This is a genomic window from Frigoribacterium sp. PvP121, from assembly GCF_017833115.1.
GTDB classification, from domain to species: Bacteria; Actinomycetota; Actinomycetes; order Actinomycetales; family Microbacteriaceae; genus Frigoribacterium; species Frigoribacterium endophyticum.
This window is the reverse complement of the sequence record NZ_JAFIBR010000001.1, coordinates 1,875,630-1,890,794: the sequence shown is the minus strand read 5'-3', so window position 1 is coordinate 1,890,794 and position 15,165 is coordinate 1,875,630. Positions and strand designations below refer to the sequence as shown.

The following is a 15,165-nucleotide window of genomic DNA, read 5'->3' as shown; positions in this document are numbered from 1 at the left end:
TGCTCAGTAGAGCAGCATCGTGAGGCGTCGTCGGGCCGCCGCCACGCGCGGGTCGTCCAGGCCGACGATCTCGAAGTACTCGAGGAGGCGCTTGCGGGCCGCGTCCTTCCCCTCCTGGTCGAGCGACGGGAAGACCGTCAGCACCCGGTCGAACGCGTCGTCGACGTGGCCTCCGCTCACGTCGAGGTCGGCCACCGCCAGCTGCGCGTCGACGTCGGTCGGCGCCGCGGCGGCCGCCGCGCGGACGTCGGCGAGGGAGGCGCCCTGCAGTCGCGAGATCAGCGAGACCTGGGCGAGCCCCGCGACGGCCAGCTGGTCGCGCGGGTCCTGGGCGATCGCCGTCGTGTAGGCCGCGATGGCGGCGTCGTAGTCGCCGCGGTCGATGGCGTCGTAGGCGTCCTGGTGGTGCGGGGGCAGCGGCTCGGGCTCGGGCTCGGGCGTCTCGCCCTCCCCCGCCGGGGCGCCGTCCACGACCGCGGTGCCGGTGACCCCGTTCTGCGCCGCGAGCTCGAGCACCTGCTCGAACACGTCGCGCACCTGGGCCTCGGGCAGGGCCCCGACGAAGAGCTGCACCGGGCGCCCGCCGATCACGGCCGCCACGGCCGGGATGGACTGCGCCTGGAAGGCCTGCGTCAGCTGCGGGTTCGCGTCGACGTCGACCTTGGCGAGCACGAAGCGGCCGCCGTACTCAGCGACGAGCTTGTCGAGCACCGGCGACAGCTGCTTGCACGGGCCGCACCACTCGGCCCAGAGGTCGACGATCACGGGGACGGTGTTGCTCAGCTCGAGGAACTGCGTGAACGTCTCGTCGGTCGCGTCGAGCACGAGCGCCGGCACCGCGACGGAGGCGGCGGGCGCCCCTCCGTCGGGCGGCGTCGGGGCGCCGGGGGCCCCGGCGGAGGCCGCCCCGGGCGCCGGAGCCGGCGGCCGGTTGACGAGCGACGAGAGGTCGACGGCTCCGCGGAGCCCGGAGGGCACGGGGGGCAGGGTGGTCATGGCAACTCCTTCGCGGCCGTGAGGGCCTGGCTGAAACCGAGCAGGACGATCTTGTCGTCGCTGCCCACGGGAGGGACGGAGAAGAGCAGCTGGACGCCGTAGGTCGCCTCGATGCCCTTCGTCGAATTGTCGAGGCCCACGAGCGTCTTGACGACGCCCGCGGGGTTGACCTCGGCGCCGGCGGCGGTCGGCTTGACGGTCTCGACCTCGTCGAGGCCGACCGACACGATCGCGCCGGCGTCGTTCGAGGCGAACGCCACCGGGGTCTCGGCGTCGGGCGTCGAGGTGTAGTCGATCGAGGCCGTCGTGGGCAGGCTGGCCCGCTTGGCGTCCTTGTAGGCCTTGCCGATCTTGTCGCGGAGCGTGTCGCCCTCCGCCTGGAACTGCGACGCGTACTGGCTCTCGTCGCCGTTGCGGAGGATGTCGCCGTAGGCCTCGGCGAGCTGGTCGGGCCGCAGCGTCAGGAGCTTCACGTCGGGCGCGAGACGAGCCGCACCGAGCGAGGCCGGAGCCACCGTCGGCAGCGTCGCCTGCGCCTCCAGCGCCTGCAGGTACTCGACCTTGTACGGGTCGCGCGCGGTCTCCTGCACCAGGGTGAGGGCGATGGGCGCCTTGGACGCGTCGGCGTCCTGCACGACGGTGAAGAGCGTGCGGGGCCAGGTGTCGGCCTGCTGCGGCAGGGTGAGGGTCAGCTCCCCGGAGGGGACCCCGATCGGCCCGGCCGCCGCGGCGTCCTTCGCGCGGATCTGGTAGTTGGCCTCGCGCTGCTCGAGGGCCGGGCCCACGAAGCGCTCGGCGGCCGCGGTCGCGTCGAGCGCGGCGTCGGCGGCGGAGGCCGCGGCCGCCACCCTCGCGACGATGCGCTCGGCCTGGGCCTCGGTGACGACGGGCGGCTGGAGCTCGGTGCCCTCGTCGTCGCCCTCGGCGCCCGGCGTCGCCGTGGCGGTCGGGGTCGGCGTGCTGCCGTCGCCGGCACCGCCCACCGCGCTCGGCCAGTAGTCGGCCGTGCAGCCCGCGAGGGCCAGCGATGACACGAGCACGACCGGCACGACGGCGACCAGCCGACGCCGGGCGCCGCGCTTCGAGGCGCCGACCGCGGGGGTCGTGCCGGCGCGGATCGCGGCGCGACGCGGCGGGCGCGGCAGCTTCGGGCGCTTGCCGTCGCTGGACGTGCGGCGCGGGCCGCGGGTGCGACGGTGGTGGGCGATCGCCCACACGTAGAGGAGCACGCCGACCACGAGCACGACCAGCCCGCCGACGATCAGGGGGCCGGCCATCGGCGTCGACGCCGACAGCGGCCACGTGACGCGGAGCTGCGACGGGGCGGGCTCGGTGCCGTCGGAGAGGACGACGAGGGAGATGTCGTCGGGGGCGTCGAGCGAGAAGGTGAGCGAGGTGCCCTCGTACTGCTCGTACCAGAGGTCGCTGTCGGCCGGGGCCGGCGCGGTGGCCTCGGCCCCCTGCACCACCCGGGTCTCGAGCTCGCCGGTCGCGTCGTCCCACGTGACGCTGTTGTAGGTGGTGTCGCCGACCCAGCCGAGCACGTCGGAGGTTCGGCCGTACGCGGCGAACACCGTTCCGCCGCCCGCCACCGAGATCGTCTGGCGGCCGTCGTGGCCGTGCAGCGCCTCGGCGGGCACCACCGTCACGACGGCGTCCGACGACTCGGTCGACACGGTCGACGACACGCTCTCCGGCGGCGCGAAGACCGTCCTCTGGGCGAAGCCCAGGCCGACCATGACCGCCGCGAGCACGACGACCACGACTGCGATGATGAAGCGCACGTTACCTCTCCCTCCGTGCCACCATCCCGGTCGGGTCCGAGCACGCGCCAGTACGACGCGGCCTCGTGCGGGCCTGGCCGAGGAGGCCGGGCGCGGCAGCAGAATTTAAGACGGCTCAGCGTATCCGACCAGCCTGTGAGCCGCACGCCCGGGGCCCGGCAGCCGTCCCTGGGGCCCGCGCCGCGACTCCCCCGCCCGGCCGCGGGCGACGCGCCGACGCGACCGACGGGCAGGCGGCGTGCCCTAAAATCGTCCCGCCGAGACGCGACGGGTCGCGCTCGGCACCGACGCGAGGAGACACAGTGGCCGCTGACGACGCCGAGTTCGGCACCGAGCTCCGGGGGTACCGCAAGGACGACGTCGACAAGGCGCTCGGCGAGCTCCGCCGGGAGCTGATCAAGGCGAACGCCGACCGGGCCGACACCGCCGGGCGCCTCAAGGAGCTGCAGGGGCGGCTCGACGAGATGCAGCGCGAGCTGGAGGAGGCGGGCACCCCCACCTACTCGGGCCTCGGCAGCAAGCTCGAGCGCACGCTGCGCCTCGCGGAGGAGCAGGCCACGGCCCTCGTCAGCCAGGCCGACATCGACGCGGAGGAGCTGCGCCGCTCGTCGACCGACGAGGCGCGTCAGGTGCTCGACGACGCCCGGGAGCGCAGCACCGCCCTCCTCGACGACGCCCGCGGCCGCGCCGCCGCGCAGGTCGCCGAGTCGACGGCGGAGGGCGACCGGCTGGTCTCACGGGCCCGCGGCGAGGCCCGGTCCCTCCTGCAGGAGGCCCAGCGCGACTCCTCGGCCATGCGCGGCGCCGCGGCCACCGAGGCCGCCGAGAACGTCTCGACCGCGCGCCACGAGGCCGCCGCCGTGCTCTCCGCCGCCGAGCGCGAGGCCGCCGAGCTGCGGGCCGTCGTCGAGCAGGAGGTCGCCGCCGCCCGTGACGGCGCCGCCGAGCTCGCCCGGACCACCGCGCAGGCCCGCGAGCAGTTCGTCGCCGACAGCGAGCGCCAGCGGGCCGACCTCGACCGGGAGGGCGCCGCCGTCCGGGCCGAGCTCGCCCGGCTCGACGAGACCACGCGCGCCGACCTCGAGCTCGAGGTCACGACCCGACGCGACGACCTCGCCCGCGAGATCGACGCGGCCCGTGCCGAGCTCGACGACGACGTCGAGAACACGCGCGCCGACCTCGCCCGCGACGTGGCGGAGACCCGGGCGGCCCTGGCGGCCGACGTCTCACGCGTCCGGGCCGAGCTGGAGCTCGAGCTGACGACCGGCCGCGCCGAGCTCGAGCGCGAGGTCGAGGCCGCCCGGGCCGACCTCGCCCACGAGCTGGCGACCGCCCGGGCGCAGGCCCTCGCCGACGTCGCCGCCGACCGGGCGCGCCTCGAGCGCGAGGTCGCGGAGGCGCGGGAGGCCCTCGCGGTCGAGCTCGCCGCCCGCACCGCGGAGGTCGACCTGGCCACCGCGACCGCCCGGGAGGAGATCGAGCGGACCACGACCGAGACGCGCGACCGGCTGGCCCGCGACGTCGAGCAGCAGCGCGAGCGCCTCGAGCGGGAGGAGGCCGAGCTGCGCGCCCAGGTCGAGGTCGAGGTCGCGAACGCCCGTGCCGACCTCGACGCCGAGGTCGCCGAGAGCCAGGCCCGCCTCGTCGACGACGAGGAGTCGCAGCGCGTCCGCCTGGCCCACGAGGCCCGCACCGTGCGCGCCCGGCTCGAGGCCGAGCGCGACGACTCCGTCGCCGAGCTGGAGCGCGAGCTCGAGGCCCGGCGCAGCGCGGCCGACGTCGAGCTCCGCACCCGCCGCGACGAGACCGACCGCGAGCTGGTGCAGCGCCACCACGCCGCGGTCGCCGAGACCCAGGGCTACCTCGACGAGGCCGGCGCCCAGCTCGAGGAGGCTCGGCAGCGAGCCGTCGAGGCGCGCCGCGAGGCCGACGAGCTCGAGCGCACGAGCGCGGAGCACTCGCGCACCGTGCGTTCCGAGGCCGACGCCGCGGCCCACGAGACCGTCAGCGAGGCCGAGGCCCGCGCCGAGCGCCTCGTCGCCGACGCCGAGGAGCGGTCGCGGGGCCTCGTCACCGACGCGGAGGCGCGGCTCGAGGCCCTGCGCGACGAGCGCGACGAGGTGGCCAGCTACCTCGAGGGCCTGCGCCGGGCGCTCTCCGGGACGGCGTCGGGCGGTGACGACTCCGGTACGACAGAGTAGGCAGTCGGCGGCACCGCGGTGAGCGGTGCCTCCGTCGTCGACAGGAGCACCCCCGTGAAGATCCACAACCCGTTCCGCCTCGGACTCCTGGCGGGCCTGGGCGTCCTGGTCGCGCTCGTGATCGGCGGAGCGGTCAGCGAGCTGTCGACGGTGCTGACCTACGTCGGCGCGGCCATCTTCATCGCGCTGGGGCTCGACCCGATCGTCTCCTGGCTCGAGAACCGCCGCGTGCCGCGGTCGCTCGCGATCGTCATCGTCTTCCTGGCCGTGCTCGGCGCCTTCGTCGGCGTCGTGTTCGCCATCGTGCCCGTCATCGTGAGCCAGGCCACCGCGCTGATCACGAGCCTCGTCACGTACCTGCAGAGCGTCACGACGCAGCAGTTCGTCGACAACCTCCAGTCGCTCGTCCCGCAGAACGTCATCGACGTGCAGGACGGCCTCGACGCCCTCGTGGAGTTCCTCACCAACCCCGACAACGTCCTCACCATCGGCGGCGGCGTGCTCGCCGTCGGCGTGGCCATCGGCAACGGGGTGTTCGCCACGGTCGTCGTGCTCATCCTGACGCTCTACTTCACGTCGTCGATCAACACCTTCAAGCGCGGCCTCTACAAGCTGGTGCCCGCGTCGAAGCGCCCGAAGTTCGCCGACATCGCCGAGCAGATCAGCACCTCGGTGGGGCGCTACGTCATCGGGCAGTTCACGCTCGCCGCCATCAACGGCATCGTGAGCTTCGTCTTCCTCAGCGCGATCGGGGCCCAGCAGCCGGCGGTCTTCGCGTTCATCGCCTTCCTCGGCTCGATCATCCCGCTGGTCGGCACGATCAGCGGCTCCGCGATCATCGTGCTGGCGCAGATCGCCCTGCTCCCGCAGTCGCCCTCGACCTGGATCACCGCGGCGATCTGGTACATCGTCTACATGCAGGTCGAGGCCTACGTGCTCAGCCCGCGCATCATGCGGCGCGCCGTGCACGTGCCCGGCGTCATCGTCGTCATCGCGGCCCTCACCGGCGGCACGCTCCTCGGCGTGCTCGGCGCGCTCATCGCCATCCCGGTGGCCGCGTCCGTCCTGCTGATCATCCGCGAGGTCGTCGTGCCCCGTCAGGACGCCCTGTAGCGAGCGGGCGGCTCCCGGTCAGCCCGCGGGCCAGGTCGTGGGCAGCGGCAGCGCAGCCGGCGCCACGTGCGCGACGATCTCGCTGAGCACGCGCGTGGTCTGCTTCTCGCCGACCCAGAGGTGCTTGCCCCCCTCGACCGCGACCACCTCGAGGCGCGGCACGACCGCGAACCGGCTCCGCGCCTCCTCGGGGCGGAGGTAGTCGTCGAGCTCGGGCACCACCGCGACGATCGGCACCTCCGACGCGTTCCAGGCGCGCAGGTGGTCGTCGGTGGCGCGGTGGAGGGGCGGTGACAGCAGCAGCAGGCCCGCCACGTCGACCTCGGTGCCGTGCATGAGCGCCACCTCGGTGCCGAACGACCAGCCGACCAGCCACGGGGTGGGCAGGCCCTGCTCGGCGACGAAGCGGACGGCGGCGCGCAGGTCGGCCGCCTCGGCGACCCCCTCGCCGAACTCGCCCTCGGAACGGCCTCGCGGCGACGAGACGCCCCGGAAGTTGAAGCGGAGCACCGCGACGTCGGCCAGGGCGGGGAGGCGCCCCGCGGCCTTGCGGAGCACGTGCGAGTCCATGAAGCCCCCGGCCGTCGGCAACGGGTGCAGGGCGACGATCGTGGCCACCGGTGCGCGGTCGAGCGGCAGCGCCAGCTCGCCGACGAGGGTGAGCCCGTCGTCGGTCGTCAGCTCGACGTCACGGCGGCGGGCGGGCAGCTCGACGCCCCCGCGGATCTCGACGGGGGCGGGGTCGGGGGCGTTCACGAGATCCTCCAGCAGTGCGTGTGCCAGTGACGGCGACCGGCGAGGTCGTTGGCCTCGCCGAAGATGCCGTCGGCACGCCAGGCGACGACGTGCGGGGTGGCGGGGGCGATGGCCAGCGAGCAGCCGGGGCAGGTGTACTCCTTCACCGCGGCGGCGGCCGAGACGGCCTGCACCGTGTAGTCGCGACCGTGCCGGGTCTCGACCCGGGGCCCGCCGAAGAGCGCGCGGCTGATGTCGGAGGAGGCGCCGTCGGTGCCCGGGGCCCGGTCGCGGGGTCGGCGCGGTCGGTTGCTGCGGGGCATGTCGACCAGCGTACCGGCGTCGCCGCGGCCCGGCCGCGTCGGGGCCAGCCGCGACGGGGCCGCGCGACGACGGCGCCCCCGCTGTCGCGGGAGCGCCGTCGTGGCGTCAGGCTGCTGTCGTGCCCGGCCTCAGTACCAGTTGACCGACTGCGAGTGGCCCCACGCACCGCAGGGGTTGCCGTAGCGCCCCTGGATGTAGTTCAGGCCCCAGGTGATCTGGGTGGCGGGGTTGGTCTGCCAGTCGGCGCCCACCGAGGCCATCTTGCTGCCGGGGAGAGCCTGAGGGATGCCGTACGCACCGCTGGAGCGGTTGGCCGCGTAGACGTTCCAGCCGGACTCCTTGTTCCAGAGCGAGACGAGGCAGTCGTACTGGTCGCTGCCCCAGCCTCGGGCGGCCACGAGATCGGCGGCGACCGCCTTGGCGCTGCCCGGGTCGGGAGTGCCGGCGACGGGCGCCGAGCCGGTGCTGGGCTTCTTCGCCGCGGCGGCGGCACCCGTGCCGGTCGACGCGGCCGACGCGTCGGCGGTCTCCTCGACGACGGGCTCCGGCTCGGGCGGCGGGGGCGGCGGCGGGACGGTGACCCCGTAGGAGTCGCGGTCGGCGGTCGTGACGACGCCGCTGGCCACCGTGACGGTCTGGCCGGGAGCGCTCAGCGCCGCGGCGGCCGCGGGGGTCGTCGTCGCGGCCTCGGCCCCGGCGAGCGGGTTCACGAGGGAGGCGCCGATGAAGGCGGCCGTCGCGCAGAAGCCGATCATCGGCAGGACCACGTGCCGGCGGGGCGCCGGCCGCGGCGCCACGGACGTCGTCGCGCTGGCCTGGGCCCTCGCGATCGAGGCCGGGACGACCGAGGCGGGGAGCCTGCGGTGCACCGTACGGGGTCGGGAGACCACGACCGGGTGATCTCGAGGAGTCGTGCCGGGGGTCGGAGTCGCTGAGTGCCTGCCCATGAGTCCGTCCAGGGTAACGGATCGATCACGGCACGGCTAGGGCCCCGGGCGCGTGTCGCGGCGTCGCGGCGACGCCACGGCGTCGTGGCACGCGACCGTCAGGCCGTCAGCGCGTCAGCGGACAGCCAGCATGACGTCGACCACGGCGTCGAGCACGAGGTCGACCTGCGCCTCGCGGTACCCGCCCCGCTGCGGCCGGAACACCGCCCCGCGCACGTCGTCGATGCTCAGGGCCCGGCCGTCGCTGAAGTACCCCTGCAGTCGCCGCGCGAGCCGGTCGACGTCGCCGCGGTGGTACCCCGGGGTGAAGATGCTGACCCGGTCGAAGCGGTGCCCCTGCGGGCGGTCGAGGCGCGCCACGATCTCCTCCGCGGTCGACCGGGCGTCGCCCAGCCAGGAGTCGTCGCCGCGCGTCGTCCTGGCGCGCTCGCGCTCTCGGGAGGCGAAGGCGTCCTCGAGCCGCTCCAGCGCGGCGTCGACGTGCGCGGTCGAGTAGCCGCCCTTGGTCATCGCGAAGGCGGTGCGCCGGATGCGTGCCGAGTCGACCCCGCCCTCCCCCGGTGCCGCAGCGTACGCAGCACGCGCCTCCGCCAGGAAGGCGTCGACCTCGGACTCGTCGTAGCCCCGCTGGCCCTTGGGCGCGAGGGGGAAGGTTGTGCTCACGCGCACCATCATGCCGCATCGCCCTCGCTCGACCCGAGAAGACCGGGCCCGGGCGACGGCACGGCGTCAGACGAAGATCAGGTAGAGCGCGTACGCGACGACGGCCGACGGCAGCGTGCTGTCGAGCCGGTCGAGGAACCCGCCGTGGCCCGGCAGCCAGGTCGAGATGTCCTTGATGCCGAGGTCGCGCTTGATGAGCGACTCGGACAGGTCGCCGACCGTGGCCGTGGCGATGATGAGGCCGCCGAGGAGGAAGCCGAAGTACCAGGGCATGTCGAGCAGGAGCCAGGACGTCAGAACGGCCGCGATCAGGCTGGCGGCGACGGAGCCCGCGAAGCCCTCCCAGGTCTTCTTGGGGCTGATGCGCGGAGCCATCGGGTGCTTGCCGAAGTTGAGACCGGTGGCGTAGGCGCCGGTGTCGACCGCGATCACGATGATCAGGGCCGAGAGGGTCCAGTTCGCCCCGTTCGGCTGGGCCGCGAGCAGGACCATGAAGCTGCCGAGGAAGGCGCAGTAGATCTGCACGAACGCCCCGGCCCCGATGTCGCGGAGGACGACGGAGGCGGGCTTCCGGTGCGAGGGGCGCGCGAGCTCGACGAGCCGCCACAGCGAGATGACGGCGACGCCCGCGAGGAGCGCGAGCCACTGCCCGGCCGCGCCGCCGTAGAAGGCGGCGGGGACGATGGCCAGGCCCGCCAGCACGCTCGGCAGCCGCGGGACGTCACGGCCCGCGAACCGCAGCGCGCTCGTCAGCTCGAAGCAGAGCGACGCGATGAGCGCCCCGGCCACGATCATGAAGAAGGCGGGCTGGAAGATGAGGCTGACCAGGACGGCCCCGCCGAGACCGACCCCGACCCCGATCGCCGCCGGCAGGTTGCGGCCCGTCTTCGCGGTCAGGACCTCGTTGCGAGCACCGAGCTGCGCGCGTCGTGCGCGGAGCTGGTTCTCGAGGTCGTGACGGGCGGCCTGGGCCCGGGCGTCGAAGTCGGCGCGACGGCTGCCGAGGGTGGTCTTGGGGTTCGGCGCCGACTCGTCGGGGCGGGGGCCGTCGGGAGCGTCGCTCATCTAGACCTCGAGCAGCTCGGCTTCCTTCTTCTTCAGCGCGTCGTCGATCGAGTCGATGTAGCCCTTGGTGACCGACTCGAGCTCCTTCTCGGCGCGTGCGACCTCGTCGTCGCCGACCTCGGTCTTCAGCGCGTCGAGCTCCGTCTTCGAGGTGCGACGGATGTTGCGGATCTGCACCTTGGCGTCCTCGCCCTTGCCACGGACGATCTTCACGAACTCCTTGCGGCGCTCCTGCGTCAGCTCGGGGATGGTGACGCGGACGAGGGTGCCGTCGTTCGTCGGGCTGGCGCCGAGGTTCGGGAAGGTCGCGATGGCCTTCTCGATCTCTTTCAGGGCCGACTTGTCGTAGGGCGTCACGATCATCGTGCGCGCCTCCGGCACCTGCAGCGAGGCCAGCTGGGCCAGCGGCGTCGGGGTGCCGTAGTAGTCGACGGGGATCTTCTGGAAGAGCGCCGGGTTGATGCGCCCGGTGCGGACCTGACCGAAGTCGGTCTTGGCGGACTCCAGGGCCCGCTCCATCTTCTCGCGCGTCTCGGTCAGTACGTCAGTGATCGCCACAATGCTCCCTTGGTTCGTCGTCGAGCTTAGTCGTCAGTTGCTGACGAGAGTTCCGATGCGCTCGCCCCGGATGGCCCGGGCGATGTTGCCGGCGCCCTCCATGCCGAAGACGTGCATCGGCATGCCGTTGTCCATGCAGAGGCTGAAGGCGGTCGAGTCGACCACCTTGAGGCCCTTGACCAGGGCCTCCTGGTAGGTCAGGGTCTCGAGCTTCACGGCGTCGGGGTCGGTGCGCGGGTCGGCGGAGTAGACGCCGTCGACGCCGTTCTTCGCGACGAGGACCTCGTCGGCCCCGATCTCGAGCGCGCGCTGGGCCGAGACGGTGTCGGTGGAGAAGTAGGGCAGGCCGGCGCCGGCGCCGAAGATGACCACGCGGCCCTTCTCGAGGTGCCGCTCCGCACGGCGCGGGATGTAGGGCTCCGCGACCTGGGTCATGGCGATGGCCGACTGGACGCGCGTGGCGGCCCCGGCCTTCTCGATGAAGTCCTGCAGGGCGAGGGCGTTCATGACGGTGCCGAGCATGCCCATGTAGTCGGCACGACCGCGGTCCATGCCCCGCTGGCTGAGCTCCGCGCCGCGGAAGAAGTTGCCGCCGCCGACCACGACGGCGATCTCGACGTCGGCCGCCGCCTCGGCGATCTCGCGGGCGATGCCGCCCACCACGTCGGGGTTGACGCCGAGCTGACCGCCGCCGAACGCCTCGCCCGAGAGCTTGAGGAGGACGCGGCGTCGTCCGGTTGTTCCTGTCGTCATGCGAGTTCTCCCTCGTGTCGTGGCCGTAGCCAGGGTAGCGAGTCACGGCGGGCGTGCCGGACTGCGTCGGCCGGCCGCGCCTCCCGCAGTGGAGGGCCGCGGACACGGCGACGGGGCCTGAGACGCGTTCGTCTCAGGCCCCGTCAGGGTGTTGCTAGGCGCCGACCTTGACCCGGGCGAAGCCCTTGATCTCGATGCCGGCCTGCTCCACGACCTTGGCGACGGACAGCTTGTTGTCCTTCGCGTAGGCCTGGTCGAGCAGGGCGATCTCCTTGAAGAAGCCGGTGAGGCGACCCTCGATGATCTTCGGCAGGGCGGCCTCGGGCTTGCCCTCGTTCTTCGCGGTCTCCTCGACGATGGCGCGCTCCTTGGCGACCTGGTCGGCGGGGACCTCGTCGCGCGACAGGTACGTCGGCGCGGCGAAGGCGATGTGCTGAGCGACCGAGCGGGCCGTCTCGGCGTCGGAGCCGGTGTAGCCCACGACCACGCCGACCTGCGGGGGCAGGTCCTTCGAGGTCTTGTGCAGGTAGATCGCGAACTCGTCGCCCTCGATGTGCGAGACGGTGCGCAGTTCGACCTTCTCGCCCATCAGCGCGGCCTCGTCGTTGACGAAGGCCTCGACGGTCTGGCCGCCGATCGCGGCGGCGTTGCCCTCGGCGGCGTCCTTCGCACCCGCGGCCGAGACGGCCTCGAGCACGGAGTCGGCGAGGGCGATGAACTTCTCGTTCTTCGCGACGAAGTCGGTCTCGCTGGCGAGCTCGATGATCGTGGCGTAGCCCGAGGAGGCCTTCGCGGCGACGAGGCCGGCGGTGGTCTGGCGACCCTCGCGCTTGGCGACGCCCTTGAGGCCCTTGACGCGGAGGATCTCGACGGCCTTCTCGAGGTCGCCGTCCGCCTCGACGAGGGCGTTCTTGCTGTCCATCATGCCCGCGCCCAGGCGGTCACGGAGGGTCTTGACGTCAGCTGCGGTGAAGTTGGCCATTGGCTGGCTTCCTTTCGTGGAGTCGGAAGGGGGGAGGACTACTTGGCGTCGGCGTCGGCCGGCTCGGCAGCCGTGGCCTCGGTGGCCTCGGCGACGGGCTCGACGACCGGCTCGCCCAGGGGCTTCTCGGCGACCTGCGCGTCGGCGTCGTTCTCCGCGACGGGGAGCTCCTCGGCCGCGGGGGCCTCGGCAGCGGCGTCGGCGGCCTTGGCCTCGCCCTGCGCGAGCAGCTCGGCCTCCCACTCGGCGAGGGGCTCGACGGGAGCGTCGGCGTCCTCGGGCTTCTGGTGACGCTGCACCAGGCCCTCGGCGGCGGCGTCGGCGACGATGCGCGTCAGCAGGCCGACGGAGCGGATGGCGTCGTCGTTGCCGGGGATCGGGAAGTTGATCTCGTCGGGGTCGCAGTTCGTGTCGAGGATGCCGATGACCGGGATGCCCAGCTTCTTGGCCTCGTCGATCGCGAGGTGCTCCTTCTTGGTGTCGACGACCCAGAGGGCCGACGGCGTCTTCGTGAGGTTGCGGATGCCGCCGAGCGTCTTGTGCAGCTTGTCGAGCTCGCGCTTCTTGATCAGCAGTTCCTTCTTGGTGAAGCCCTGCGTGGTGTCGTCGAAGTCGATGTCCTCGAGCTCCTTCATGCGGGCGAGGCGCTTCGAGACCGTCTGGAAGTTGGTCAGGAGGCCACCGAGCCAGCGCTGGTTCACGAAGGGCTGGCCGACGCGGTTCGCCTGCTCGGCGATGGAGCCCTGAGCCTGCTTCTTCGTGCCGACGAAGAGGATGGTGCCGCCGTGGGCGACCGTCTCCTTGACGAAGTCGTACGCCTTGTCGATGTAGCCGAGCGACTGCTGGAGGTCGATGATGTGGATGCCGGAGCGCTCGGCGAGGATGAATCGCTTCACCTTCGGGTTCCAGCGACGGGTCTGGTGTCCGAAGTGGACGCCGCTGTCGAGCAGCTGGCGGATGGTGACGACGGCCATGGTCGTTCTCCTCTTTCGTGGCACGCGCGGAGGCGTGCCGGTGTCGGTTCGTCCGGGCGACCGGTCGGTCGCCCCTGCCTGGTGCCCGGGCACGCCCCCGCCGTCGGCACCGTGGCACTGACGTGCCGGTGGTGCGTGACGGACCGAGTGGGGGTGGAGGCCGGTGTCGTCCGTGAGCGGCCGACCGTGAGGGAGGCTGCTCGGGGACGGTGCGTCATGGACGCACGGGCACGCGAAGTCAGTCTGCGAGGCAGACTGCGTGCTCATCGTAGCACCGACGGAGTACGGGCAGGGGGCGGCGACGGGCCCCTGACGGAGGCGCGGTCCGGCGCCTGCGCTCCCCCGCCCCGCACGACGGAACGCCCCGTCCGACGAACGGACGGGGCGTTCCCGACGGGGGGGCGCGGCGAGGTCAGCGGCGAGCGCCCGAGGCGCCCTTCGCGGTGCCGCCCTCGACGGCGGAGATGCCCATCTCCTCCAGGCTGCGGCCCTTCGTCTCGGGGATCTTCGCGAGCACGAAGAAGAACGAGATGAGGGCGAACGCGGCGAAGATGCCGTACGACAGAGTGAGGCTGACCGCCGCGAGCGACGGGAACGAGACCGTGACGATGAAGTTCGCGATCCAGTTGGCGGCGCTGCCGACGCCGAGCGCGGTGGCACGGATGCTGTTGGGGAACATCTCGCCGAGCAGGACCCACATCAGCGGACCCCAGGTGGCACCGAACGAGACCACGAAGAGGTTGGCGGCCACGAGCGCGACCGGGCCCCAGGCGCCGGGCAGCTGCGGGTCGCCGCCGTCGCCGGGCACGGACTGGCTGAAGGCGAGCGCGGTCACGGCGAGGCTGACGAACATGCCGACGGAGCCGATGAGCAGCAGCGGACGACGACCGACCTTGTCGACGAGGCCGATGGCCACGAAGGTGACGACGACGTTGACGATCGAGGTGATCGTCGAGATCGTGAAGGAGTCGCTCTCCTGGAAGCCGACGGCCTGCCACAGGGTCGTCGAGTAGTAGAAGATCACGTTGATGCCGACGAACTGCTGCAGCACGGCGAGGATGATGCCGACCCAGACGATGGGCTGCAGGCCGAAGCGGTCGCCGCGGATGCTCGACTTCTTCTCCAGCTCCGCCTCGGTCTTGATCGAGTCGGTGATCTCCTTGAGGCTCGTGTCGACGGTCTCCGCGGGGACGATGCCCTTCAGGACGGTCTTGGCCTCGTCCTCGCGGCCCTCACCGGCCAGGTACCGGGGCGACTCCGGCAGGCGGAGGGCGAGCACGCCGTAGACGACCGAGGGCACGATTCCGACGAGGAACATCCAGCGCCAGGCCGCGAGGCCGAAGAGGGAGGGCTCGGAGGCGCCGCCCGCGGTGACCGCGAAGAGCTGGTCCGAGAGCAGCGCGACGAAGATGCCGAGCGTGATGGCGAGCTGCTGGAACGAGGCGAGGCGCCCGCGGATGGCCTTCGGCGACACCTCGGAGATGTAGGCCGGGGCGATCACGGAGGCGATGCCGATGCCCAGGCCGCCGATGACGCGCCAGAGCACGAGGTCCCAGACGGCGAACGCGAAGGCGGCGCCGAGCGAGCTGATGAGGAAGAGCGCGGCGCCGATGAGCATCACCTTGATGCGGCCCATCTTGTCGGCGAGGCGGCCGGCGACGTAGGCGCCGATCGCACAGCCGATCAGCGCCGAGGCGACGGCGAAGCCGGAGGCGAACTCCGTCAGGCCGAACTCGTCGGTGATGCTGGAGACCGCGCCGTTGATGACGGACGAGTCGAATCCGAAGAGGAAGCCACCCACGGCCGCGGCGATCGCGAGAGCCGTCACCCGCCTGTTCAGCTTCTTCTCTGTTGCTGACGATTGCGCCGAGTTCGACACGGTTCTCCTTAAATCCACGGAGGGCGGGCTCGTGACCTCACTCCCCCGACATCGTCGTGCACCGGGTGTTCGTGCACAGAGGGACCATACGCCTCGCTGTGAATCCGCGCACGTCGTGCACGATCTGTGCATGCAGACCGGCGCCGCCTCCCCTCGTCCCTCCGTCGTCCGACACCTGTCGCCTGACCGGG

14 protein-coding genes are annotated in these 15,165 nt (G+C 72.6%); 2 read left to right on the top strand and 12 right to left on the bottom strand.

Going from position 1 to position 15,165, the window contains the following annotated elements:
• Window positions 1-3: 3 nt before the first annotated feature.
• On the bottom strand, window positions 4-996 hold the full coding sequence (locus tag JOE43_RS08820) for a tetratricopeptide repeat protein (protein WP_209517097.1): 993 nt from the start codon (window positions 994-996) through the stop codon (window positions 4-6).
• Window positions 993-2,780 (bottom strand): hypothetical protein, encoded by a 1,788-nt coding sequence (locus JOE43_RS08815; RefSeq protein WP_209517095.1) that lies wholly within the window; start codon window positions 2,778-2,780, stop codon window positions 993-995. The genes JOE43_RS08820 and JOE43_RS08815 overlap by 4 nt, the downstream gene beginning before the upstream one ends.
• 302 nt (window positions 2,781-3,082) lie before the next feature.
• On the opposite strand from JOE43_RS08815, the gene JOE43_RS08810 reads away from it, so the two are divergent.
• Complete coding sequence (locus JOE43_RS08810) at window positions 3,083-4,981, top strand: DivIVA domain-containing protein (protein WP_209517093.1); 1,899 nt, start codon at window positions 3,083-3,085, stop codon at window positions 4,979-4,981.
• A 54-nt stretch (window positions 4,982-5,035) separates the two neighbouring features.
• On the top strand, window positions 5,036-6,094 hold the full coding sequence (locus JOE43_RS08805; protein ID WP_209517091.1) for an AI-2E family transporter: 1,059 nt from the start codon (window positions 5,036-5,038) through the stop codon (window positions 6,092-6,094).
• Window positions 6,095-6,112: 18 nt separating this feature from the next.
• Here JOE43_RS08805 and JOE43_RS08800 read toward each other — a convergent pair whose 3' ends face one another.
• From JOE43_RS08800 to JOE43_RS08755, 10 genes are all read right to left on the bottom strand, one after another.
• The gene (locus tag JOE43_RS08800) at window positions 6,113-6,850 is read right to left on the bottom strand and encodes an alpha/beta hydrolase (RefSeq protein WP_209517090.1); all 738 of its coding nucleotides are present in this window, start codon (window positions 6,848-6,850) and stop codon (window positions 6,113-6,115) included.
• A complete protein-coding gene (locus tag JOE43_RS08795) occupies window positions 6,847-7,152 on the bottom strand; it encodes a hypothetical protein (RefSeq protein WP_209517088.1) in 306 nt (101 codons plus the stop codon). The genes JOE43_RS08800 and JOE43_RS08795 overlap by 4 nt, the downstream gene beginning before the upstream one ends.
• 129 nt (window positions 7,153-7,281) lie before the next feature.
• The gene (locus tag JOE43_RS16195) at window positions 7,282-7,950 is read right to left on the bottom strand and encodes a lytic transglycosylase domain-containing protein (RefSeq protein WP_307803299.1); all 669 of its coding nucleotides are present in this window, start codon (window positions 7,948-7,950) and stop codon (window positions 7,282-7,284) included.
• A gap of 264 nt (window positions 7,951-8,214) precedes the next feature.
• The gene (locus JOE43_RS08785; RefSeq protein WP_209519146.1) at window positions 8,215-8,772 is read right to left on the bottom strand and encodes a DivIVA domain-containing protein; all 558 of its coding nucleotides are present in this window, start codon (window positions 8,770-8,772) and stop codon (window positions 8,215-8,217) included.
• Between the two features lie 57 nt (window positions 8,773-8,829).
• The gene (locus JOE43_RS08780) at window positions 8,830-9,828 is read right to left on the bottom strand and encodes a phosphatidate cytidylyltransferase (protein ID WP_209517086.1); all 999 of its coding nucleotides are present in this window, start codon (window positions 9,826-9,828) and stop codon (window positions 8,830-8,832) included.
• Window positions 9,829-10,347, bottom strand: a complete 519-nt coding sequence (gene frr, locus JOE43_RS08775) for a ribosome recycling factor (protein WP_056055773.1) — start codon at window positions 10,345-10,347, stop codon at window positions 9,829-9,831. It lies immediately after the preceding gene.
• A 72-nt stretch (window positions 10,348-10,419) separates the two neighbouring features.
• Window positions 10,420-11,139 carry a UMP kinase gene (gene pyrH / locus JOE43_RS08770; protein WP_209517084.1) on the bottom strand — a complete coding sequence of 240 codons (720 nt, stop codon included), beginning with the start codon at window positions 11,137-11,139 and terminating at the stop codon, window positions 10,420-10,422.
• A gap of 154 nt (window positions 11,140-11,293) precedes the next feature.
• Window positions 11,294-12,121, bottom strand: coding sequence for a translation elongation factor Ts (tsf, locus tag JOE43_RS08765; protein ID WP_167258855.1), 828 nt, complete (start codon window positions 12,119-12,121; stop codon window positions 11,294-11,296).
• 38 nt (window positions 12,122-12,159) lie between these two features.
• Window positions 12,160-13,095, bottom strand: a complete 936-nt coding sequence (gene rpsB / locus JOE43_RS08760; RefSeq protein WP_209517082.1) for a 30S ribosomal protein S2 — start codon at window positions 13,093-13,095, stop codon at window positions 12,160-12,162.
• Window positions 13,096-13,507: 412 nt separating this feature from the next.
• Complete coding sequence (locus JOE43_RS08755; protein ID WP_307803298.1) at window positions 13,508-14,974, bottom strand: sugar porter family MFS transporter; 1,467 nt, start codon at window positions 14,972-14,974, stop codon at window positions 13,508-13,510.
• Window positions 14,975-15,165: the final 191 nt, after the last annotated feature.